Below are 22,688 nucleotides of genomic sequence, written 5' to 3' on the forward strand. Positions count from 1 at the left end.
CATGGTTGAAACAACCGGACGCCCGATCCCAGATCCAAAGTCATCCAAACACCTGCACGGCACGGAAGAAGAAGAAAAAAACATTCTCGGTTTTTGGATTTTCCTTTCTACAGACCTTGTGCTGTTCGCTTGCCTGTTTGCCACCTATCTCGTTCTGCGCACGCATACGGATGGAGGGCCCACAACGGCACAGCTGTTTGACATTCCCATGTTTACGCTTGAAACCTTCATTCTGTTAACCAGCAGTTTTACCTGCGGGCTGGCCGTTCGTGAAATGCGTTACAACAATCTGCGGAGACTGCTCGGATGGCTTGCGGTTACCGTTTTGCTCGGTCTCATATTTGTCGGGATCGAAGCGAGTGAATTTCTTTCCTACTCATCGGAAGGAGCCACCATGCAACGCAGCGCGTTCCTGTCCGGTTTCTTCACACTGGTGGGAACACACGGTCTTCACGTCTCTTTGGGGATTGTTTGGATGATCTCCGTAGGCATTCAGTTGCTGCGTGACCGAATTCATCCCACAACAGCCCGAAAATTGTTCAACGCCGGATTATATTGGCACTTTCTGGATGTAGTATGGGTGATGATCTATACGGTCGTTTATCTCATGGGGGTGATGAAATGAAAAATATAGGGCAACCAGCAAAAAGGACTTTTCCTTGGTCGCATGTGACCGGTTATGTCGGATCGATTGTATTGACGGTTTTGGCACTGCTGTTTACGGTGAAAGCTCCCTTTTCACAAGGGAGCCTCATCACCATCTTATTGGGATTTGCCATCCTTCAAATCCTGATTCAATTAATCTTCTTCATGCATATCACGGAAAAAAACGGGCCGGCTTATCATTCGATTGCGATTGCGCTGGGGTTTTTGTTTACGTTTGCCGTCGTTGCCGGATCGATCTGGGTGATGACATTTGGCTCTCAAGTTCAATGATGAAAGTTTGAGGGGAGAGGGAAAAAATGCCTGACCCATTGTTAAATTCTGTTCAATCAACCAAACGAACCTTTTTGTCGGCCGATTTGGAAAAACTCAAAGCCTGTTTGTCGCTTACCAAGCCACGAATAGCCGTCCTTATGATCTTTTCGGCAATCTGCGCGGCTATCGTCGCCAAGCAAGGCTGGCCTGATATGTGGACCATGTTTGCGCTGGCAACAGGCTTGGCATTTTCCACCGGCGGGTCTGCTGCGATCAACATGTGGTATGACCAGGATATCGACAAAATCATGGAACGAACGATGAACAGGCCGCTTCCCGCCGGGCAGCTTCGTCCGCAAACAGCTTTATTTCTCGGGCTGGGTTTGGGATTGTTGTCCTTGATTTGGTTTCTAGTGTTTGTGAACGCTCTTACCGCCATTCTGTCACTGACCGGTTTTTTGTATTACACCGTGCTTTACACCATGTTGTTGAAAAGAAAAACACCGCAAAATATTGTAATCGGGGGAGGAGCAGGTGCGATTCCTCCAGTGATCGGCTGGGCGGCAGTGACCGGAGATATCGGTTGGCCCGCCGTGATCATGTTTGCGATTATTTTCTTGTGGACCCCTCCCCATTTCTGGCCGCTGGCGATCGTGAAAAATGATGAATATGTGCGTGCAGGCATACCGATGATGCCGGCGGTCCGGGGCTTTAGAACGACGAAAAAACAATGCCTGGTTTACACTTTCATTCTGTTGCTCGCTTCCTGCGGACTGTATTTCACCGGTTATACAGGCGGGATCTATCTGACAATCGCCATTCTTTCCGGCTTGTACTTTTTGTACTATCAGTTACGCATGTGGCGTGAAAACGACGATCGCACGGAGTGGGCAGGACGAGCATTTTATGCTTCCCTTATGTACTTGACTGTTTTATTTGCCTCTATGGCCGTTGATTCTCTTATTTAGTATTGGTTTTCTCCTCAAAGAAGGAGAGGTGTTAAGATATGGCAAAGCCCGACATAAGGAGAACAAACATTTATCCGCTCGCTTTTGCCACACTCTTGGGGTTGTTTTTGGTCAATCTCCTGGGTTTTATTGATACCCAAACCGGTTCCGCATTTGGCTGCGGGAGGGATTGGCCTCTTTGCAACGGGAAGATCATTCCGGAAGTGTGGAACACTCATATCGCGATCGAGTTTATCCATCGATTGGTTGTACTCGCTGATCTTCTTTTGCTGCTCTTCCTGATCGCAGCCACATACCGGAGATATCGGGGAAGAAAAGATATCCGGATTTTGATGGGCATCAGCTTTTTGGCCTTTGCCGGGGAAGGGTTTCTGGGGGCAATCAGTGTCTTGACTGACAATCCCCCTTCGGTGCTGGCTCTCCATATGGGAATGTCACTCATCGCGTTTACCTCGCTGTATTTGTGGACAGCCACACTCCGGCAAATCGAAACCGGCAAATACCGGCGATTTGACCTCCAAGATGCCGCCCCTGTCAAACAGATGAAAAGATGGACATGGGGAACACTCATTTACAGTTTTTTGGTTGTTTATTTTGGATCCTATGTTACGTTCACCGGGGCAGGAGGCTATTTCCAGGGATGGCCCTTTCCAACCGAAGCTTACACTCAGGCCGGGTCTGCTTTATTGATTGATTTGACACACAGGTTCATGGCTTTGGTGTTGTTTGTTTTGATTCTGAAGCTGTATCTCTTCACCTCCCGGTTGCGCGGGCAAAGAAAGGATTTACGGGCAGTAAGCCTTCAAACCCTCATTCTCGTGATTTTTCAGATGTTGAGCGGTGCGCTGCTCATTATGACGAAGTTAAACCTGGTTGCCTTTCTTCTCCATGTATCGATCGCAACCTTAATGGTGGGTTCTTTAGGTTTGCTGGGATTAAAAACATCCTTCTTTCAAGAAAAAGAGAGGATGAAGGAATATAACCTTTAAAGGGGTTAAGGGAAAATCAATCGTTGAAGAGGAAGTGAAAAAAATGAGCCAAGCTGTAAAAACTTACGAAGGATGGTTTGCCTATCACGATTTTCGCAAAATAGACTGGAACAAATGGAAATCAATCTCCCCTTCCGGGAGGCAGGAAATCATTCTGGAGTTGCTTGATGCGATCGCGGAGTTTTCATCGGTGGAAAACAATAATGAGGGCAGTTTTGGGCAATACGCCATTCTTGGTCATAAAGCGGATCTGTTGTTTCTCCACCTTCGCCCGAATATCGACGAATTAAATGATATCAAAACGAAGTTTAATAAACTGGGCTTTGCCGGTATCACTTCCAATCCGTATTCCTATCTTTCTGTCGTGGAACTCAGCTCTTACACGATCGATCCAGATACGGACCCCCTAAGTGACCCCGCTTTCCGGGAACGTCTCCAGCCAATCTTGCCAAAAACCCAATATACCTGTTTCTATCCCATGAACAAGAGAAGGCTTGGAGAAGACAATTGGTACAGGATCTCCGTTGATGAACGGAAGAAAATGATGAAAAGCCATGGGGTTATTGGACGTTCTTACTCAGGAAAAGTTCGGCAAATCATTACGGGATCAATCGGCCTGGATGACTGGGAATGGGGGGTTTCCCTGTTTTCCGACGATCCATTGTACTTTAAGAAATTGATTACGGAAATGAGGTTTGATGAAGTAAGTGCCCGTTTTGGAGAATTTGGCTCTTTTTATGTCGGATGCAGGTTGACAAATGAAATGCTCTCCTCCATGCTGAACGACAAAACCCCCGATATTCGATAAACCTCCGTAGGAAAATGGAGAGAGACGTTTGAACAACGAAGTAAAAAAAGAGCAGGCCTTCCGCATTCGGAACCTGCTCTTTTTCATGTTCATCATACAGCTTTTCGATCACTTGGCAACAGAAAGGCCAGCACTGATGCAACAATGGGCAAAACCGAGATCACCGACATGATGCTCATGATCCCGTACAGGTCGGTTAAATACCCCATCAGGGTCGCACCAATTCCGCCCGCACCGACACCAAACCCGATCGCCAATCCGGAAGCCATCGCGATGTTGCGGGGCAGCAATCTCTGCATGTAGACGACGGTGACGGCAAATGAGGACAAAACAAAAAAACCGAACAATAACAGGATCAGCCACGCATAGCCCCCTTTTGCATAAGGGAGCAGCAGAGCGAAAGGAATGGAAAAGAGCATGGAACCGACCAATAACCGTTTCATCCCGATTTTGTCCGAGATCGCTCCGCCGATAAACGTCCCCAGAGCACCGGCACCGAGGAACAGAAAATTTAATAATTCAGCATGGCCGTAAGACATGTTCATTTGATGCAAAAAGAAAAAAGGCAAAAAGGCGGATACACCGATTTGGCACCAAGACCGCAGAATAATCACACAAACGAGCAAAAATACGCCCCACCAATGGTTTTTTCCGGTCATCTGCTGTTGCTTTCGCCCATGATCTTCCAGGCGCTCCCGATACCACGGAACTTGGCGGGCTGCCAACAAAAACGCGATCAGACCGATGAGCACAAACCAAAGCAGGCCGCTGCGCCCGGTTGAAATCAAAAACAGAGGAATCATGAGCGGGCCCAGCGCTTGCCCGGCATTGCCGCCGACTTGAAAAATCGCTTGCGCCAATCCTTTTGCATTCCCCGATGCATAATGCGTTCCCCGGGAAGCCTCGGGGTGAAAAGCTCCTGAACCCAAACCCGACAAGGCAATCAAAAATAATACCCATCCGTAGGAAGGAGCAATGCCGGTCAAGGCAAGACCGAGAACGGATAAAAAGACACCGAACGGCAACATCCACACCTTCGGCTTTCGATCCGTCCACGCTCCGAACAGAGGCTGCATCACGGAAGAGGTAATATACGAAAACAGCACAATTAATCCAGTCTGCGTATAACTCAGGGAGAAAGCGTCACGATACATCGGCAACAGGGCCGGCACGATTCCGGTCGTAACCAGATCATTGATCATATGGGTAAAACTGAACGTCCATACCTTCGCTTTTTGCAAGGTGAGGGCGCTGATGCGCTTTCCTTGCCCAACCGATTCCACTCCTGTCCATCTCCTCTCCTTTATTCAGATCGATCCAGATTTTACTTTTCCTGATTATTTCTGCCGTTGACAATCCATTTCTCTTTCCACTTTGCAAACCCGTGTCTTATAGCGAAGATACCATTCCATCCGCCCCCGTTCCTGGGCGATTCGGTGGTAAGAATGTTCCCTCCATCTGCGGATCGCTTCTTCCGATTCCCAATAAGAGACCGTTATTCCGAAACCCTCGGCATCACGTGCACTCTCGATCCCCAAAAATCACGGCATTTCCTGAGCCAGCTCTGCCATCTTGGCAGCCATGGCCTGATACCTGCGCTCCTCTCCGGTTCGCTCCGAAACAAAAATCACGGCATAGTATGGAGGCTCAGGAGTTTTGGCAATTGAATCCATTTACTTCAGCTCCTTTAATTCTGCACAACCATCATCCGGGTCGATGCTCATTCCCATGAGATAAGAATCGAACCATTTTCCCCCTATGTAAAAATCCCGTTTCAATCGTCCCTCTATGGCAAATCCCATTCGTTCATACAGGCGGATGGCCCGCTCATTGTCGACCCGTACCCTCAGATTGATTTTCCGGACTACATGTGATTTCTTCGCCCAATCGATCAAATACTGGAGCAAACGCCTGCCAATCGAACATCCCCAATACTTTTTCAAGACACTGATCCCAAATTCACCCGCGTGTGCAGTACGTGAATATTTTCCTCCGCGGAATACGAGGTTGCCTGCAATTTCTCCCTCAACTTCCGCAATCAAAAACAAATGATTCCTGCTGTTGGCACATTCCTCGATAAACGCACGCTCTTCCTCCATGCTCATGCAAAACTCGTCCGGGGAAAATGTAATAAAATCACTTTCACCCGCCATTTTCCGGATGTAGGAAAGAATCCGGCCGGCATCGTCTGCCCTTCCCTCCCGGATGACGCAAGACCATTCTTTTTTCACAAAACCCCCCTCCTCAACCTCTTTTCTGTATGGTTACGACTATTATATAGAGAGATATTTCGATAGACAAATATTTTTCCAAGAAAAAATCCCCATCTTCACCGAGGAAGATGGGGGAGCAAAAATTTATACAACCAGGGAAAGCAACAAAGTTATAATCAGGCCGACGACGGAGAGGATCGTTTCCATCACCGTCCAGGTCAATAAGGTTTCTTTTACCGACATGCCAAAGTACTCTTTAATCATCCAGAAGCCGGAATCGTTTACATGAGACAGAATCAATGATCCGGCCCCTGTCGCCAACACCAGCAGCTCCGGACTGGTTCCCGGAATGGCCGCTGCGATTGGTGCGACAATTCCCGCCGAGGTCAGCATGGCAACGGTCGCGGATCCCGTAGAGACTCGAATAAGAGCCGCAACCAGCCAGGCGAGCAGGATCGGGGACAGATGGGAGTGTTTGGCCACATCGGCAATCGAATCACCCACGCCCGAATCGAGCAGGACCTTGTTAAAGGCTCCCCCTCCACCGATCACCAGGAGAATGCTTGCTGTCGGGGCCAGACAATCATTGGAAAACTTCAAAATCAGATCGCGATTAAATCCTCGCAGTTTACCCAAGCTGACAAAGGAATAAAGCGTGGCGAGCAGGAGGGCGACCACCGGGTCCCCGATAAATTTCAAAATTCGATGGAGCTGACTGCCGGCAGAGATCCAAAGATCGGCAAAAGTGGATAAGAGCATCAGGATAACCGGAAGGATAATGGTGAAAATCGTATTGCCAAATCCGGGCAATTCTTTTTGCTCACGCGTCACCAATTGTTTGGCCATCGATTCCGGAACCGTTTTATGAATGCGCTTCCCAATCCATTTACCATAAAGGGGCCCTGCGATCATCGCAGCCGGCAAACCGACGATCAAAGCGTACAAAATGGTCAGACCCGTATCTGCCTTGAAGATTCCCACCGTTGCCATCGCAGCCGGATGGGGAGGGACGATCCCATGGACGATCGAAAGTCCTGCAACAAGCGAAAGTCCGATGGGAACGAGAGACATTCCGGTTTCAACGGCAATGGTAAAAACAAGCGGAATTAACAGGACAAATCCAACTTGAAAAAATACAGGAATACCTACAATAAAAGCAACAAACATCATAGCCCAATGAATATTTTTTTGTCCAAAGCGCTTAATCAGCGTTTGGGCGATCCGCTCGGCTCCACCTGATTCCGCCATCATTTTTCCCAGCATCGTGCCAAAGGCCAAAACGATGGCGATAAAACCGAGGGTATTCCCCAATCCGGTCTTGATCGAATCAATCACTTTATCTAACGGCATACCCGCAGCCAGACCGACACCGACCGCGGTGATGATCAAGCTGATGAACGGGTTGAGCTTAAGCCATGTGATCATCAATAAAAGGGCAACGATTGCTACGAATACGACGACTAACAACATTGTTAAAATCAACCTCTCTTCTCATGACTGCGTTGAAAATCGGCAATTTGGCGGAACTCATCCTTCATTTTGTGAGCCAGCTGATCGTAAATGGCGTAAAGAGACCGATAAACCTCGTGATTGTTCTGGTCCGGCAAAAGCTCGCTCGATACGGATATCCTTTTCTTCACTTCTTCAAGATCAGAGATTTCACCCAAACTCAATTGAACCAAAGCCGCCGCCCCCAGCGCCGAGGCTTCCGGACTTTGCGGGACAAATACCGTTTTGCCCAAAACATCGGACAGGATTTGCAACCAGACAGAAGAGCGGACAAACCCGCCGGATGCCCTCACTTCATGAATGGAACCCGCCAGTTCTTCCAAAACGGAGGTGACGGAATGCAGGCTGAAACAGATTCCTTCGAGAATCGCGCGTAAAAAATGGGCTTTGCCGTGTCGCAAATTTACTCCGAAGAAACTGCCGCGCATGTCCGCATCCCAATATGGAGCGCGTTCCCCTGTAAAGAACGGCAGACAGAGAAGGCCCTCCGCTCCGGCCGGAATTCCTTGCACCTCTTTCAGGATGAGGTCAAAAGGATTTCCGACTTGCTGCTTCACTTTCTCCCAGTCTTCTTTGGCAAATTGATCCCGGAACCAATTCATCAGGATTCCACCGTTATTGGTAGCTCCACCGATCACCCATTTTTCCTCGGTCAGGGCATAGCAGAAGATCCGTCCCTTTTCATCGGTTACCGGCCGATCAGTACTTGTGCGAACCGCTCCGCTCGTCCCAATGGTCAGGGCCACCTCACCGGGCCGGGTTGCTCCAACTCCGACATTGGCCAAAACGCCATCGCTCGCACCGATGACAAACGGTATGTCCGGATGCAAATTCATTTCCGCAGCAAGGCTTTGATCCATGCCTTTTAATACGGTAGTGGTGGGAACCAGGCGGGACAATTGATCATCTCGGATGCCCAAAAAGTCAATGATCTCCTCATCCCACTCTTTCCGCTCCAAGTGAAACATCCCTGTGGCTGAAGCGATGGAATGGTCAACCACATACTCTCCGAACAAACGATGCAGCACATATTCCTTAATAGAGATAAATTTTGCCGCGCGCTGAAATAAATCGGGCTGTTGCTCCCTCAGCCACATAATCTTGGTGAGCGGCGACATTGGATGAATCGGCGTACCCGTGCGGCGGTAAAAAAGGGTTCCCTCTGTCATTTGTTTTAATCGTTCCGCCTGTTCGACGCTGCGGCTGTCTGCCCAGGTGATCACCGGGGTGAGCGGCCGATGATCCTGATCCATCACCATCAGGGAATGCATCGCGGTACTGAAACCGATTCCAATAATAGCGTCAGAAGAAACACCCGCTTTAAGAATCGCCGTTTTGACGGATTGAACAAAGGCGTGGAGAATTTCTTCGGGATCTTGTTCTGCCCAGGAAGGGTGCGGTTGATTGAGCGGATAAGACACAGAATGACTGGCGATCACCCGCCCGTTCAGATCGAACAAGACCGCCTTTGTACTGGTTGTACCGATGTCTACCCCTAATACATATGACATAAAAACAACTCCTTGCTAAATACAAATCACACCATCATTCACTTCTCTGATTATACCTCTATGAAACCGGTAACACAACAGATTGCAAATTTGCCAGAAAGCCATGAGCGTTTAATGAGGCTGAAATTCCTCGGCTCATGGCTGATAAAATGCATATTTCTATTCACTTACGGTAACCCAACGTTTTTCCCGATCGCTTTTCAGGATGGCATCAATGATCTTCATGATTTGATGACCATCATGGAAATCGGCAAAAGTTCGGCTCCGTTTCCAATCTTCTCCCCTGTTCGCCATCTGCACAGACTGATAAAACCGGATCAATAAATTTTTCAAACCGTCCGGCCACCCTTCCTGATGTCCGCCCGGATAATGAGCCAAAGACGCGGCGGAGCCGGAGAGCAGTGCAGGATCCCTCAGCAAGTGCCGGTTGGCTTCATTGCGGAAACCCTGCCACAATTCGTTTGGTTTTTCCTGATCCCAGGCGAGCGCCGATTTTGTTCCGGCTATTTCAAAAAATAATTTGTTCTTCCGCCCGGCATTTACTTGGGAGATCGTAAAAGATCCCAAGGCTCCATTGGCAAAATGAACCAGTACGACTCCGCAGTCCTCGGTTGTTACGCGGACATCCTCCACATCCGCTTCTGCTGGCTGATGGAAAGTCTCCACATCCCGTTTCGGTTTTTTCCGGATCGGATGTACGGTTTTCAGATCAGCAAACACTTCAGTCACTTTGTGGCCCAATACGTGTTGCACGGTATCGCACCAATGTGACCCGATATCTGCCATGGCCCGGGAAGGCCCGTTTTTTTCCGGATCCAGACGCCAATTATAATCAGTCGGATATAAAAGCCAATCTTGTAAGTAACCTCCGAAAACAAGCTGGATTTCCCCGAGGTGTCCACTTTGGATCGCCTGTCTTGCTTCCTCCACCATCGGGTAATGACGGTAATTGAAGCAAACACCGTGAACCTTCTTTTTTTGCTCCGCCAACTGTGCCAATTCGGCTGATTCTTCGCTGGAAATGGCCAGCGGCTTTTCAGACAACAGATGTTTTCCCGCTTCCAAAATCATTTTGTTCAACGAAAAATGAAGGTGGTTTGCGGTGCAATTATGAATCACCTCCACTTCCGGATCATGAATTAAATCCTCATACCGGCCATACGCTTTCTTTATGCCGTAACGTTCAGCAAGCGCTTCCGCCTTCTCCCGGTTGCGTGAAGCAATGGCAATTACCTCTGCATCCGAAACCCGGCTCAATGCTTCCATATGGGACTGTGCCGAAAAACCTGTGCCAATGATTCCTGTTTTGATCTTTGCCAAAATCTTCCCTCCCTGACCATGATTCAGATTTCCTTATGAATATTCAAACAGGAACAGGAAAACGTTTTCACCCCTATTTTAACGAATTCTTATATTTTAATAAATAATAATCTTTATGACAGGGATTAGCATTCGCAACCGGGCTGAATTTTCCCTGCCACAACTGCAATTGTTACTGTTATAACCATTCAGTCTAACCCCCCGGATAGAAGTCCCACGATGTTCTGTCTTTCTCCCTGTTGGTCCGGTCTTTTTAACGTTCATGCATGAAATTCCCATGATAGAGACGACGGCAAAGATCGTTTGCATAAATGTTCATTCTCTTTATGCATGTTCCTGCCTCTTCCTTCCATTCTGCTTTGCTTTCCACTTGCGATGTTGTTATACTATAAGGCAGGACTTTTTCCAAAACTTGAGATCAGATAAGAAAGCAGGTGGATCTGATGACCACACCAAACACAAAACCATATCGCATCCTCTTATATTATAAATATGTTCCAATTGAAGACCCGGAAAAATTTGCCGATGAACATCGGGCTTTTTGCCGGGAATTGGGGGTACGGGGGCGGATCCTCGTCGCCAAGGAAGGGATTAATGGCACGCTTTCCGGCACGGTCGAACAGACGCAAAAATATATGGACTATATGAAACAGCATCCCCTGTTCCACGACATGCCTTTTAAGGTGGACGAGCATGAAAAACATGCTTTCAAAAAATTATTTGTCCGCCCCAAGAAAGAGCTGGTTACCTGGAGACTCAATCCTGAGGACAACGTTGATCCCAATCAATTAACGGGCAAAAAGCTGTCGCCCAAAGAGTTTTATGAAATGCTGCAACGGGATGATGTGATCGTACTGGACGGGCGCAATGATTATGAATATGATATCGGGCACTTCCGCGGGGCCATTCGTCCCGGAGTAAAAACCACCCGCGAATTTCCGGAATGGATTCGCCAGAACATGAGCCAGTACAAGGATAAACCGATTATCACGTATTGCACGGGTGGAATTCGCTGCGAAAAACTGACTGCCTTTATGCTGAAAGAAGGCTTTCAGGATGTTTACCAGCTGGACGGGGGCATTGTAACCTACGGTAAGGATCCCGAAGTCAAAGGAAAGTTGTGGGACGGAAAATGCTATGTCTTTGACGAACGGATTTCCGTACCGATCAACCAAACGGAACAAGTGGTGGTCGGCAAATGCTATCACTGCGGCCAACCGGCTGACCGCTATATCAACTGTGAATATGACATGTGCCATAAGCAGCACATCTGCTGCCCCGACTGCGAAGAAAAATATCAAGGTTACTGTTCCAAAGAGTGCGAGGAAAAAGATTTGGTCAAATACGAAGGATAAAGCGAGAGCCTGCTTCCCGGCGAAGCAGGTTCTTTTGTTCCGTCTCTCGTTTTTATCTGCATCAATCGATTATAATGTGGATAGCCGGTTCCTAGGTTAATGAGGTGAAAATCATGAATCTTAAGTTAAATGGAAAAATTGCCCTCGTCACCGGTGCGGGACGTAAGAAAAGCATCGGAACCGCGATATGCCGCCAATTGGCCGGTCAGGGAGCAGATATCTTTTTCACTTACTGGCAGGATCATGATGGTATGGAGTCTGAAAAATGGCCCGATCGCTTGTGCAGCGAGATTCAATCCCTCGGAGTCAAATGCCGCCATTTGGAACTGGATTTGGCTGATCCCAATGCACCGGACCGCCTTCTGGATGCTGTGGTAGAAAATTTAGGCCTTCCGTCCATTTTGGTAAACAATGCCGCTCATTCCACCCGGGACGGTTTTATGGCACTGGATGCAAAAACACTGGATGACCATTACTATGTAAATGTGCGGGCCACCTGTCTGCTTTCTGTGGAGTTTGCACGCCGCTTGCAGCAGGCGAAGCAAAACTGGGGACGAATTATCAACCTCATTTCTGGACAAGGACAGGGGCCGATGCCCGGCGAATTGGCCTATGTCGCCAGCAAAGGAGCCATCGAGGCCTTCACCCTTACTCTCTCCGCTGAACTTGCTCCGCTTGGCATCACCGTGAACGCAGTCAATCCCGGCCCAACAGATACCGGGTGGATGACAGAAGAAATAAAAGAACAGTTGCGCCCCCAATTTCTGATGGGACGAATCGGCCTTCCCGAAGATGCGGCCCGGCTCATCGGATTTCTGGCCAGCGATCAGGCCGGGTGGATCACCGGACAAACGATTCATTCAGAAGGTGGCTTTCTTCGCAAGTGAAAGCGGCTTCTCTTTCACGGCAACAGAAAAAGGGTTAAGAGATTTGCCTCTTAACCCTTCACCTGTGGTTTTCATTTCTTTCACGTGCCCACCGGACTGATTTTTTGTTCAAGCCGGGCGAGCATGTCTTCCGTCATCTTCTGCAAATCGTACTCCGCCTTAAATCCCCACTCTTCTTTTGCCGCAGTGGCATCAATCGAATTAGGCCAGCTGTCTGCAATCGCCTGCCGAACAGGGTCAACATCATAATCCAATTGAAAGTGCGGAAGATGTTTTCTGATTTCGGCAGCAATCTCCTCAGGTTCAAAACTCATCGCCGTCACATTAAACGAATTGCGGTGTTTCAACTTTGCAGAATCGGCCTCCATCAGCGCAACGATTGCATTGAGTGCATCCGGCATGTACATCATATCCATATAAGTCCCTTTGGCAATATAAGAAGTATATTTCCCGGAACGAAGCGCTTCATAATAGATCTCCACTGCATAGTCCGTGGTTCCCCCTCCCGGCGGGGTCATGTAGGAGATCAGCCCCGGGAAGCGAAGCCCTCTCGTATCGACGCCGAACTTATGGTAATAGTAGTCGCACAATAACTCGCCCGCCACCTTGTTTACCCCGTACATTGTCGTCGGTCTTTGGATCGTATCCTGCGGAGTATGATCTTTTGGCGTGGTCGGCCCGAATGCCCCGATCGAACTGGGGGTAAAGAACTGACACTTCAGTTCCCTGGCCACTTCAAGCGCATTCACGAGTCCGCCCATGTTCAAGTTCCAGGCGATCAGCGGTTTGGACTCAGCCGTGGCCGATAACAAGGCGGCCAGATGAATAATCGTATCCACTTGATTTTTTTTCGCAATCTGATACATGGCGTCGGCATCGGTCACATCCAGAAGTTCAAACGGACCGGAATGGACAATCTCCGTATCGTTTTTTCTGATATCGGTCGCGATCACATTGTCCGCCCCGTACAACTTGCGCAACTTCAGGACGAGTTCAGATCCGATTTGCCCCAATGCACCTGTAACAAGAATTCTCTTCATAACACTTCCACCAACCCAACCTGCGAATTCGATTTAAATAATTCCCAGCTCTTTCCCCACTTTTTCATAGATGGAGATCGCTTGATCCAGCATTTCCCTGGTGTGTGCCGCCGTCGGCATGTTGCGCACCCGGCCCGTTCCCCTCGGTACCGTCGGGAAAACAATCGCCTTGGCGTAAACTCCTTCTTCGTTTAAACGTTTGCTGAACTGCTGTGCCAATACTTCGTCTCCGATAATGCACGGTGTAATCGGCGTTTCGCTGTGGCCGATGTCAAAGCCCAGTTCCTTCAATCCTTTTTTCAAATAATCGCCGTTATTCCACAGCTTTTCCTGCAACTCCGTGCTGTCCATCAAAATTTCAATCGCTTTCGTGCAGGCAGCCACATCCGCCGGCGTTAACGCGGTGGAGAACAAGAACGGTCTGCTTCTCACTTTCAGCCAATCAATCAGATCCTGTTTTCCGGCCACATAACCGCCAATGACCCCGATGGCTTTGGATAAAGTACCGATCTGGAAATCGATTTTATCGGATAAGCCAAAATGCTTCACCGTGCCGGCACCGTTCCCGAGCACGCCGGAACCATGTGCATCATCAACGTAGGTGATCAAATCGAATTCTTCGGCAATCTCGACAATCTCAGGGAGTTTGGCGATATCGCCGTCCATGGAAAACACACCGTCAGTGATGACCATGATTTTGTTGAATTGGCCTGATTCTTTCGCTTCTTTGGCCTTTGCCCGCAAATCATCCATATCGGAATGGTTAAAGCGGATGATTTTCGCTTTGGAAAGGCGACAGCCGTCAATGATCGAAGCATGGTTTAACTCATCGGACAGAATGGCATCGTTTTTATCCATCACTGCTGAAATCGCTGCCATATTGCAGTTAAATCCAGATTGAAAGGCGATCGCAGCTTCTGTGTGTTTAAATTCGGCAATCTTTTTCTCCAGGTTCACATGGATTTCCAATGTTCCGTTGATGGTGCGAACAGCGCCAGCACCCACCCCGTATTCTTTGACGGCTTCAATGGCCGCTTTTTTCAGCCGTTCATCAGTCGCCAACCCCAGATAGTTGTTTGAAGACAAGTTGATCAACTCACGGCCGCCAATCTTGATCACGGGGCCGTTAGGGCTTTCCAGCGGGTCGATCACATTGTAAAGCCCCCTGCTCTTGAGATCCTCCAAATTCTCCTGTAAAAAAGCAGCTAATTTTTTGCTTGCCACAAGCAGATCCCCCTTTTTAAGGAAATGTACATCTGTCCGCGATAGAAAGACAATCAGCCAGAGCGAAAATATTGATATGTAAAGGATTTTAAAGACATTCTAACACATCTTCCGCAAAATGTCTTTATGTAACGGACAAAATCCGACTATTTCCAACCCGACAGTCTCTTTTTTATTAGCATGGATTGCTTATCATATTTTATGCCTTCAGCAGAAAATGGTCCGCTTCAAAAAAAGATGAAAGCGGACAAAACAAAGTTATATGAACGCTTTTTCCGGCTGATTGACGCGAATCTCCTTGATCTCCTCAAACACAAAGCGGAAATCGGCTTTCCCATCTGCCTTTTCTGCAATCACCAAAAAAGGACGGTTATAGTAAAGATGAGTCGGCATCACGACTTCCAATGCCCTCTCCAATTTCTTCTCTCCCAATATCAGTTCCAGCGGATCCATCTCCAGTTTCATGGGACGAAGAATGGTTAAAATGGAGTGAACTTTTAAGCCTTCAAAGAAGCATTCTTCTCCTTTGATTTTGAAAGGATATGATCCGTTTTTTGTATGAATGGTAAAATCATCTCCCATATAGTCGGCAAGCGGCACTTTTCGTCCCGGAACCCGGAGCAGATGAACGATCATCTCCAGTTTTCCGATCCGTTGTTTAACAAAGCAACGTTCGATTTTCCCTTTTGATTCCGTCCAGCCGCTTCGTGAATCCGAAGATGACCTAAAAGCGAAAAAAGCTCCTTTCACAATCCCGTCGATCAAAGATTCCCCGGATTGGGAAAGATGCTTTCCGTTCGCTTTCCGACTGCCGTAATCCGTGATCGGCACTGTAAATGAGGAGGGGGCCACCCGGCATAAACGGAAACCCGTTTCAATTTTTTCTATTTTATATTGCTCTCTTAACCTTGTCTCGACATAGAAACAATCAAATTCATTCAATTCTTCTTTTGATACCCGATTCATCTGCTTCCCTCCTTTTTTTGTATTTAATTTTATTTCTCGGTATTGGTTATAATTTCCTGCCAGGGAGGCGACAAGACGAAAATATGTTCGTACACGCCGAAGATAAAGACGCAAAATACAGTGGATGAAAAAAAATTTTTCGACTTTGCGAGGCGTTTCGCTTTTTGCAATCCGTGTTAAAATGGACATAACCCGTCTCTCATGACCTTGGCGGGCTTTTTATATGACATTTCATCCCGTTTTCTACATAAGTGATTTAGTAATGAATAGACCAAGTTCCGAATTCCACTTGCCGAAGGAGGTGCCAATTTGGAACCCGTCATTGTCTCACGGCGCCTGCCGGAAAATATCAACCGGATTGTCGCCCAATTTCCCGAAGAAGTGCAGGAGTTTTTTTTGGAAATGATCAGTGCGGACCGTTCCAAACAAACGATCGCCAACTATGCTTATGACTTCTCCCTGTTCTTCGATTTTCTCAAGTCGCGGAACAAAACGATATACCAAACGGATCCGATGACTATCAAGCGATTCTTTCGCCATATTGAAAACGGTTATGAACGAACGGTCTATGTCAAATTGAAGAAAAAGGACCCCAAAACAGGGGAAATAAATGAAGAATGGGTCAAGCGGAAGCATTTTCGCGAAAACTCACGCAGCGGTAAACAAAGGAAACGGGCCTCTTTACGCTCGCTGTTCCGCTATCTGGTGAAAACGCATGTCCTGGAACGGGACCCGATGGAAGAATATGAGGATGCCACTTTAAAATCACGTTCCCGACAGAAGGTACCGGTCTTTTTGACCCGTGAAGAAGCCTTGCGGCTGATCGAAGCGGTTCATTCCTATCATCAGAAAAAAAACAGAAAAAGCCGCGACTGGATGGAAGTGAGGGATTTGGCGATTATTCTCATGTTTCTCAACACCGGGATGCGGGTCTCCGAATTGATCGGACTCAACCGCAACAGCATTCAGGCCGACGGGGATCTGATTCGCGTCATCATTATCGGTAAAGGCGGCAAAGAACGGATGCTTAAATTGAATCAATCAGCGGTGTCCGCCCTGAATGATTATCTTGCGCTCAGGCCGGAAGAAGGGGTTCCGCACTCTGACCGTGAGGCCTTGTTTTTAAATAAAAATCTTCAGCGCTTAAGCCGTAAAGGGGTTTCTGAAATCATCAAAAAATATGTCGCCGAAGCCAATCTCCCCCCAAAAGCCGCCAACATTTCCCCGCACAAGCTGCGGCACACGCTGGCGACACTGCTCCTGTCCAACGGGGAAAATTTGCGCGTGGTTCAGGAGATCCTCGGCCATTCCAGCATTCAGACCACCCAGATCTATACCCACGTCATCAATTCCGAAAAAGATGACGCATTAGACCGATTGAATATTTGATCGCCTTCCCGTTTCGAGAACAAACATTCTGGCAAATGTTTGTTCTTTTTTCTGTTTTCATGTATACTTAAAATAGAAAAAAGAGGGAACGTGTCTCAGTACATATAGGGGGATGAGAAAACCATGAAAAAACTCTCGCCGCGACAGAAAGCGATCTTGGAATACATACAAAAAGAGGTACTGGAAAAAGGATATCCGCCATCGGTTCGCGAAATCGGGGAAGCGGTGGGGCTGGCTTCAAGCTCAACGGTTCATGGTCACCTGGCCCGCCTGGAAAAAAAGGGGTACATACGCCGGGATCCAACCAAACCACGCGCGATCGAACTTTTAAATCGCCCTGATCTATCCGTTAAAAATCAGGTAGAAACGGTCATGGTTCCCCTGGTGGGGAAAGTGACGGCCGGCGAACCGATTACGGCGATCGAAAACATAGAAGATTACTATCCGCTTCCGTTGCGTCTCGTCGGTCCGGATCAAACCGTCTTTCTGTTATCCGTCCGGGGCGACAGCATGATCAACGCAGGAATCCTCGACGGGGATTATGTCGTCGTCCGTCAGCAGCGAGTAGCAGAAAACGGGGATATCGTGGTCGCCATGACTCCTGACGGAGAAGCGACGGTAAAACGCTTTTTCAAAGAAGCAGACCATATTCGCCTGCAACCGGAAAATGATCGTTTGGAACCGATCCGTCTCCCTGAGGTAACCATTCTGGGAAAAGTGATCAGTTTAATACGCGAAGTGATATAGAGGCACCCCGTTTTTTTCAGAAGGACTCACCCGTACACTCAAAACCCTCACAATCCGGTGAGGGTTTTTTCAACAACCGCCCTATCCTTCAGCTTCGGTAATTATCTTTAAATTCCTTGTTTTTAGAATATATCAAATTCCGTAATTCAGTCTTTTCCGGTCCGGACTGCTGCCACTTTCAAAATGATCGCCGTCACCGTTCAACCCTTCGGCGGAACAGCAGCACCGATCTTTGTCCCAGTCAAATTCACATGAAAAGGAAAAGCAGCAACCAATGACCCTGGCTGCTGCTTTTTTGCTCAGCGATTTTCCTTGACGAATCGTTCAATCCGGTCAAGTGCCTGCTCCAATTGCTCCAGTGAAGTGGCATAGGAGATGCGAATGTGATCGCTTGAGCCAAAACCGCCCCCCGGAACAACAGCAACCAGCTCTTTTTCGAGGAGAGCGGCCGCCCATTCCTCCGGTGTGCGGTATTTGCCCGATTGATTCAGCGCTTCCCGAATGTTGATAAAGGCATAAAAAGCGCCATCGGGTTTTTGACAGGAGAATCCCGGGATTTCATTTACCCTTTCAACCACATAATCGCGGCGTTTTTTAAATGCTTTTTTCATCTCTTCGACGGGTTGCTGCGTTCCGGTAAGTGCGGCAATTGCAGCATATTGAGCAATCGAAGTGGGGTTGGAAGTGCTGTGATCAGATAAACCGGACATGGCCTTGATAATCGGCTCCGGCCCGGCAGCAAAACCAATTCGCCATCCGGTCATGGAATAGGTTTTGGATACACCGTTGATGATGACGGTATGTTGATAAAATTCAGGGCCAAGACTGGCCATGCTCACATGATGCTTCTCTTCATCATAAATAAGATGTTCATAGATCTCATCGGACACGATTAAGATCCCGTTTTTCACACAGACTTCCCCGATGGCTCTTAATTCTTCCTCTGAGTAGAGCATACCCGTCGGGTTGGATGGGCTGTTGAGAATCAAGGCCTTGGTTCGCTTCGTAATCGCATTTTGCAATTGTTCGGCCGTAATCTTAAATTGGTTTTCCTCTTTTCCTTCGATTACGACCGGGTTGCCGCCGGCCAGCTTGACTTGCTCCAGATAGCTTACCCAATAAGGCGCTGGTACAACCACTTCATCCCCATCGTCGAGAAGAACTTGAAACAGGTTGTACAAAGCGTGTTTCGCTCCGACCGTCACGATAATCTGACCGGGTGTATACTCCAGCCCGTTATCCTGTTTCAGTTTAGCGATAATCGCTTGTTTCAGCTCCGGAACACCACTGGAAGGCGTATATTTGGTTTTACCGCTGTCCATCGCCTGCTTGGCGGCATCCAGAATATGTTCAGGCGTGTTAAAATCGGGTTCCCCGGCACCGAGCCCAATCACATCGTATCCTTCCTGTTTGAGCGCTTTTGCTTTTGCTGTGATAGCCAGGGTCGGTGATGGTGACAATTGTTGAACTCGTTTCGATAACTTAAACATCGAGCCCCTCCCCCACATTTTCTAGCCATTTCCTTTTTATCTTAACACGCCCCTGCCGGGTTAGACCAGTGCCAGTGTCTCCCGGGCAATCATCAACTCTTCATTGGTCGGGATGACCAGCACTTCCACCTTGGATTTTTCTGTGCTGATGCGATGAATCTCTTTACTGCGCATCCCGTTTTTATCCCTGTCGAGATCGACGCCGAAGAATGTTAATCCTTCACACACTTTTTCACGAATCTGGGCTGCATTTTCGCCAACCCCGGCCGTGAAGATGATGGCATCAACTCCATCCATTGCTGCCACATAAGCGCCGATCGTCTTTTTGATTTTGTATACGTACATATCAATGGCCAGTCGGGCATTAGCATTTCCGTCGAACATTGCTTCCATCACTTCGCGCATGTCGCTGGAAATGCCGGAAACGCCCAGAAGTCCGCTATGCTTGTTCATCATCGAATTTACTTCACTTAAGGTAAGTTCTTCTTTGGCAATAACAAACGGCACGATGGCCGGGTCAATATCCCCGCAGCGCGTTCCCATCATCAAACCTTCAAGCGGCGTCATCCCCATACTGGTGTCAACCGATTTTCCGCCTTGTACAGCCGTGATGCTGGCACCGTTCCCGATATGGCAGGAGATGATTTTAAGCTCTTCCAGCGGTTTGCCCAAAAATTCGGCAGCGCGCTGGGACACATATTTATGGGACGTGCCGTGAAATCCGTAGCGGCGAACTTTGTATTTATGATACAAAATCCGCGGCAAGGGATACATATAGGCATAGTCCGGCATCGTTTGGTGAAATGCCGTATCAAATACCGCCACGTGAACAGCGTGCGGCAAGTTGGCTTGTGCCGCATCAATCCCGATCAAGTTCGGGGGATTGTGCAGGGGTGCCAGGTCAAATGTTTCACGAATCGCCCGGCGCACCTCGCTGTCAACCACGACGGAGCGGGCAAAAGTTTCGCCGCCATGAACGACGCGATGGCCGACAGCCGACACTTCGTCGGCGCTTTTGATTACGCCTTCTTTTTCATCCATCAGCAGATCGAGTACTTTTTTCAGCCCCACCCGATGATCGAGGATTTCACTGATAATAACCTTCTTTTCCCTTCCTGCAGGCTCATGTTTGATAATGGCACTTTCCGTCCCGATCTTTTCGACCAGCCCCGATGCCAAAACTGACTCGTCAGTCATATCAAACAATTGGTATTTAATCGATGAACTTCCGCAGTTAATAACGAGAATTTTCATAATGACTGTTCCTCCTTGCGATCCACCCGTTCACCATCTTCATTGTAACGGTAAAACCCTTCGCCGGTTTTTACGCCAAGATGCCCTGCGCGCACCATTTTTTTCAACAAAGGTGCCGGACGATATTTGGTATCCCCGAATTCGCGATAAAGCCGTTCCATCGCCGCGAGAACCGAATCCAATCCGAAATGATCCGCCATCTCCAAGGGGCCCGCTTGAAATTGATAACCGATCTTCATCGCCCGGTCAATATCCTCCGCGGTGGCAACCCCTTCCATCAGTGTATAAAGAGCTTCGTTTATCAACAGGATAATGAGTCGGGTCGTCACAAACCCCGGTGACTCATATACTTCAATTCCCTTGATATCGAGATCCGAAAGCAATTTGAGTACCGTTTCCACAGTCGTTTGCGAAGTTTTCAAGCCGCGCACCACTTCAACCAATGGAATTTTGGGAACCGGGTGGACAAAATGAAGGCCGATCACCTTGTCCGTGCGGTTTGTAGACGCAGCGATCTCCGTCAAACTGAGCGTAGAAGTATTGCTGGCGATGATGACATCCGGCCGGCATAATTCGTCACAGCGCTTAAATACTTCGATCTTGGTGTTGAGATCTTCATAGACCGATTCGATCACCAAGTCTGCGTCTTTAAGGGCAGAGAAATCAGACGTCACCTTGATTCGGGAAAGGGTTAATTTTTTCTCCGCCGGTGTAATTCCCCATTTGGCCAGCTTTTTATCCAGACTCATCTCTATGTGTTGATAGGCGCTTTTCGCCAATTCGTCTGATTGTTCAATTACGGTGGTTTCAAATCCTTTGGAAGCGATCAGTTCGGCAATCCCCTGGCCCATGGTGCCGCCACCGATGACCGCAATACGTTGAATATTTGCCACTTCCGTTCAAACTCCTTTCACTCCATTAACCTTGTATATTTTAACAGGTTCTTGATCATATTTCTTTAACATTTTCCGAAAATCTCCTCTTGATTTTACTTCTTTCTTTAATAAAATGTACAAACAATGCTTAAATATAAAGGTAAATCCCGACATCGTCCGCTTGGATCAGGCTGATATTTTATAAAATTTTATGAATTTACAAGTTCGTTGTCATTATTCCGCAATTAAAAACAAAAAAAGGGAACGAATCCGTTCCCTTTAAAACGAATAAGTCAGCACTTGTTCCTGATCAGGATCATATCCTTTGATGGTCAGGGTAATCTTTTTTAATTTCGTCCCATTTTGGGCAAGCAGGAGCCGGTAATTGACCTGCATTTTTTCCGAAAGGGCGAAAAGTGGTGTCTCCTCTTCTAGGTAGAGCCGCTCTTTTAATTTTTCCAACCATTTGTGCTGGTCGATTTCCACATTGAACGCACCGCCATTTACCGGATGATACGATTTGGCGATCTCTTTGATCAACTGCAAATGATCCCGCGGAGAGATGACACCCGCTTGTTTGGCAGTCATTTCCTCTTCTTTCCCGGCAACATGAATCAGGATATGATTTCCTTTTCTCTCCATCTTCAGCTTTTTTTCGCTTTCCTGGATCATCCAGTTCTCACCCTGCTGTTGACCGGTAAACGCCCGAACCTGTCCCGACTGTTTGACGGTGAGGCGATAGGAGTAGGCGGATTCCTTTAATTTGCAGTTAATTGCGCTGATCACCCGTTGATCCTCCCGCTCCTGTACGGCCTGGTGATCCGAACGACCCGTATGATCCAGGTAATCCCCGGAACAAACACCCAGAAAAATAAAAAGAAGCAAAGATAATACCCAGTACATGTACCTTCACTCCCCTTTTCCCATATTTACGTCGCCTCACCGGATTTTAGCACCCAATGATAAAACCAGACTGCGCAACACAGCCTGGTTCAAACCCTCATACGTGAAAAAAGTGTAAATCATATTGGGTACAGCTTAGGTGATACTAAAAGCAACAAGGGAGGTGATGGCAAATGTCAACCTCTTACCTTTACCCGGGGTGGGTACATGAGTTTCTCCAAACTCATTTGAGCGAAGAAGAACTTCGGCAACTTTCTCCCTTTATCCATGCCGAAACATGGGCATCCCCATCTGCCCAAAAACGTTATTGGCTTCAGGAAAA

General features: G+C 47.9%; 21 protein-coding genes and 1 pseudogene. 9 read left to right on the plus strand and 13 right to left on the minus strand.

The genetic code is table 11. From position 1 onward, the window contains the following. Position 1: 1 nt before the first annotated feature. The 5 genes from qoxC to hemQ are packed head-to-tail and all read left to right on the plus strand — an operon-like array spanning position 2 to position 3,683. A complete protein-coding gene (qoxC, locus tag I8U18_RS03505; protein WP_033101579.1) occupies positions 2–625 on the plus strand; it encodes a cytochrome aa3 quinol oxidase subunit III in 624 nt (207 codons plus the stop codon). Beyond that, positions 622–936, plus strand: coding sequence for a cytochrome o ubiquinol oxidase subunit IV (locus tag I8U18_RS03510; protein WP_033101578.1), 315 nt, complete (start codon positions 622–624; stop codon positions 934–936). Before qoxC ends, I8U18_RS03510 begins: the two co-directional genes overlap by 4 nt. 26 nt (positions 937–962) lie before the next feature. After that, on the plus strand, positions 963–1,886 hold the full coding sequence (locus tag I8U18_RS03515) for a heme o synthase (protein WP_081943923.1): 924 nt from the start codon (positions 963–965) through the stop codon (positions 1,884–1,886). 38 nt (positions 1,887–1,924) lie between these two features. Next, the gene (locus tag I8U18_RS03520; RefSeq protein ID WP_033101577.1) at positions 1,925–2,875 is read left to right on the plus strand and encodes a COX15/CtaA family protein; all 951 of its coding nucleotides are present in this window, start codon (positions 1,925–1,927) and stop codon (positions 2,873–2,875) included. Between the two features lie 43 nt (positions 2,876–2,918). Further along, positions 2,919–3,683, plus strand: coding sequence for a hydrogen peroxide-dependent heme synthase (gene hemQ / locus I8U18_RS03525; protein ID WP_033101592.1), 765 nt, complete (start codon positions 2,919–2,921; stop codon positions 3,681–3,683). Between the two features lie 92 nt (positions 3,684–3,775). Here the strand turns inward: hemQ and I8U18_RS03530 are convergent, their stop codons facing one another. The 6 genes and pseudogenes from I8U18_RS03530 to I8U18_RS03555 form a co-directional block, all read right to left on the minus strand. After that, positions 3,776–4,966 carry an MFS transporter gene (locus tag I8U18_RS03530; protein ID WP_370589274.1) on the minus strand — a complete coding sequence of 397 codons (1,191 nt, stop codon included), beginning with the start codon at positions 4,964–4,966 and terminating at the stop codon, positions 3,776–3,778. Positions 4,967–5,020: 54 nt separating this feature from the next. After that, positions 5,021–5,356 (minus strand): annotated as a pseudogene (locus I8U18_RS03535) (antibiotic biosynthesis monooxygenase family protein). Then, positions 5,357–5,914 carry a GNAT family N-acetyltransferase gene (locus I8U18_RS03540; protein WP_052154303.1) on the minus strand — a complete coding sequence of 186 codons (558 nt, stop codon included), beginning with the start codon at positions 5,912–5,914 and terminating at the stop codon, positions 5,357–5,359. A gap of 126 nt (positions 5,915–6,040) precedes the next feature. Continuing rightward, positions 6,041–7,366 (minus strand): GntP family permease, encoded by a 1,326-nt coding sequence (locus tag I8U18_RS03545; RefSeq protein ID WP_033101576.1) that lies wholly within the window; start codon positions 7,364–7,366, stop codon positions 6,041–6,043. Positions 7,367–7,374: 8 nt separating this feature from the next. Further along, the gene (locus I8U18_RS03550; RefSeq protein WP_198054894.1) at positions 7,375–8,916 is read right to left on the minus strand and encodes a gluconokinase; all 1,542 of its coding nucleotides are present in this window, start codon (positions 8,914–8,916) and stop codon (positions 7,375–7,377) included. A gap of 159 nt (positions 8,917–9,075) precedes the next feature. After that, positions 9,076–10,236, minus strand: a complete 1,161-nt coding sequence (locus I8U18_RS03555) for a Gfo/Idh/MocA family protein (protein ID WP_033101574.1) — start codon at positions 10,234–10,236, stop codon at positions 9,076–9,078. A gap of 443 nt (positions 10,237–10,679) precedes the next feature. Between I8U18_RS03555 and trhO the strand changes: the two genes are divergently transcribed. Next, positions 10,680–11,591 carry an oxygen-dependent tRNA uridine(34) hydroxylase TrhO gene (gene trhO, locus I8U18_RS03560; protein ID WP_033101573.1) on the plus strand — a complete coding sequence of 304 codons (912 nt, stop codon included), beginning with the start codon at positions 10,680–10,682 and terminating at the stop codon, positions 11,589–11,591. 113 nt (positions 11,592–11,704) lie between these two features. Continuing rightward, complete coding sequence (locus I8U18_RS03565) at positions 11,705–12,478, plus strand: SDR family oxidoreductase (RefSeq protein WP_033101572.1); 774 nt, start codon at positions 11,705–11,707, stop codon at positions 12,476–12,478. 80 nt (positions 12,479–12,558) lie between these two features. Here I8U18_RS03565 and I8U18_RS03570 read toward each other — a convergent pair whose 3' ends face one another. From I8U18_RS03570 to I8U18_RS03580, 3 genes are all read right to left on the minus strand, one after another. Next, positions 12,559–13,518 carry an L-threonine 3-dehydrogenase gene (locus tag I8U18_RS03570; RefSeq protein ID WP_198064491.1) on the minus strand — a complete coding sequence of 320 codons (960 nt, stop codon included), beginning with the start codon at positions 13,516–13,518 and terminating at the stop codon, positions 12,559–12,561. 33 nt (positions 13,519–13,551) lie between these two features. After that, positions 13,552–14,742 carry a glycine C-acetyltransferase gene (locus I8U18_RS03575; protein ID WP_198054895.1) on the minus strand — a complete coding sequence of 397 codons (1,191 nt, stop codon included), beginning with the start codon at positions 14,740–14,742 and terminating at the stop codon, positions 13,552–13,554. A 258-nt stretch (positions 14,743–15,000) separates the two neighbouring features. Next, the gene (locus I8U18_RS03580; RefSeq protein ID WP_033101569.1) at positions 15,001–15,708 is read right to left on the minus strand and encodes a hypothetical protein; all 708 of its coding nucleotides are present in this window, start codon (positions 15,706–15,708) and stop codon (positions 15,001–15,003) included. A 309-nt stretch (positions 15,709–16,017) separates the two neighbouring features. Here I8U18_RS03580 and I8U18_RS03585 point away from each other — a divergent pair, with 309 nt between their 5' ends. Then, a complete protein-coding gene (locus I8U18_RS03585; protein WP_198064492.1) occupies positions 16,018–17,097 on the plus strand; it encodes a tyrosine-type recombinase/integrase in 1,080 nt (359 codons plus the stop codon). 123 nt (positions 17,098–17,220) lie between these two features. Continuing rightward, entirely contained in the window at positions 17,221–17,844 is a 624-nt protein-coding gene (lexA, locus tag I8U18_RS03590; RefSeq protein ID WP_033101567.1) for a transcriptional repressor LexA, read from the plus strand. A gap of 299 nt (positions 17,845–18,143) precedes the next feature. Here lexA and I8U18_RS03595 read toward each other — a convergent pair whose 3' ends face one another. From I8U18_RS03595 to I8U18_RS03610, 4 genes are all read right to left on the minus strand, one after another. Further along, complete coding sequence (locus I8U18_RS03595) at positions 18,144–19,334, minus strand: pyridoxal phosphate-dependent aminotransferase (protein WP_033101566.1); 1,191 nt, start codon at positions 19,332–19,334, stop codon at positions 18,144–18,146. 60 nt (positions 19,335–19,394) lie between these two features. Next, positions 19,395–20,588 (minus strand): acetate/propionate family kinase, encoded by a 1,194-nt coding sequence (locus tag I8U18_RS03600; protein WP_232336293.1) that lies wholly within the window; start codon positions 20,586–20,588, stop codon positions 19,395–19,397. Then, on the minus strand, positions 20,585–21,481 hold the full coding sequence (locus I8U18_RS03605) for a 3-hydroxyacyl-CoA dehydrogenase family protein (protein ID WP_370589367.1): 897 nt from the start codon (positions 21,479–21,481) through the stop codon (positions 20,585–20,587). Before I8U18_RS03605 ends, I8U18_RS03600 begins: the two co-directional genes overlap by 4 nt. 261 nt (positions 21,482–21,742) lie before the next feature. After that, on the minus strand, positions 21,743–22,366 hold the full coding sequence (locus tag I8U18_RS03610; protein ID WP_198064493.1) for a hypothetical protein: 624 nt from the start codon (positions 22,364–22,366) through the stop codon (positions 21,743–21,745). Positions 22,367–22,688: the final 322 nt, after the last annotated feature.

It is taken from the genome of Thermoactinomyces sp. CICC 10522 (assembly GCF_016055075.1).
GTDB classification, from domain to species: Bacteria; Bacillota; Bacilli; order Thermoactinomycetales; family Thermoactinomycetaceae; genus Thermoactinomyces_A; species Thermoactinomyces_A daqus.

Excerpts from the sequence above, each read along its gene's own strand:
- lexA (WP_033101567.1), top strand. The coding sequence starts at position 17,221 with ATGAAAAAACTCTCGCCGCGACAGAAAGCGATCTTGGAATACATACAA.
- I8U18_RS03545 (WP_033101576.1), bottom strand. The coding sequence starts at position 7,366 with ATGTTGTTAGTCGTCGTATTCGTAGCAATCGTTGCCCTTTTATTGATG.
- I8U18_RS03570 (WP_198064491.1), bottom strand. The coding sequence starts at position 13,518 with ATGAAGAGAATTCTTGTTACAGGTGCATTGGGGCAAATCGGATCTGAA.
- hemQ (WP_033101592.1), top strand. The coding sequence starts at position 2,919 with ATGAGCCAAGCTGTAAAAACTTACGAAGGATGGTTTGCCTATCACGAT.
- trhO (WP_033101573.1), top strand. The coding sequence starts at position 10,680 with ATGACCACACCAAACACAAAACCATATCGCATCCTCTTATATTATAAA.
- I8U18_RS03580 (WP_033101569.1), bottom strand. The coding sequence starts at position 15,708 with ATGAATCGGGTATCAAAAGAAGAATTGAATGAATTTGATTGTTTCTAT.
- qoxC (WP_033101579.1), top strand. The coding sequence starts at position 2 with ATGGTTGAAACAACCGGACGCCCGATCCCAGATCCAAAGTCATCCAAA.
- I8U18_RS03550 (WP_198054894.1), bottom strand. The coding sequence starts at position 8,916 with ATGTCATATGTATTAGGGGTAGACATCGGTACAACCAGTACAAAGGCG.
- I8U18_RS03520 (WP_033101577.1), top strand. The coding sequence starts at position 1,925 with ATGGCAAAGCCCGACATAAGGAGAACAAACATTTATCCGCTCGCTTTT.
- I8U18_RS03610 (WP_198064493.1), bottom strand. The coding sequence starts at position 22,366 with ATGTACTGGGTATTATCTTTGCTTCTTTTTATTTTTCTGGGTGTTTGT.
- I8U18_RS03515 (WP_081943923.1), top strand. The coding sequence starts at position 963 with ATGCCTGACCCATTGTTAAATTCTGTTCAATCAACCAAACGAACCTTT.
- I8U18_RS03565 (WP_033101572.1), top strand. The coding sequence starts at position 11,705 with ATGAATCTTAAGTTAAATGGAAAAATTGCCCTCGTCACCGGTGCGGGA.
- I8U18_RS03595 (WP_033101566.1), bottom strand. The coding sequence starts at position 19,334 with ATGTTTAAGTTATCGAAACGAGTTCAACAATTGTCACCATCACCGACC.
- I8U18_RS03600 (WP_232336293.1), bottom strand. The coding sequence starts at position 20,588 with ATGAAAATTCTCGTTATTAACTGCGGAAGTTCATCGATTAAATACCAA.
- I8U18_RS03510 (WP_033101578.1), top strand. The coding sequence starts at position 622 with ATGAAAAATATAGGGCAACCAGCAAAAAGGACTTTTCCTTGGTCGCAT.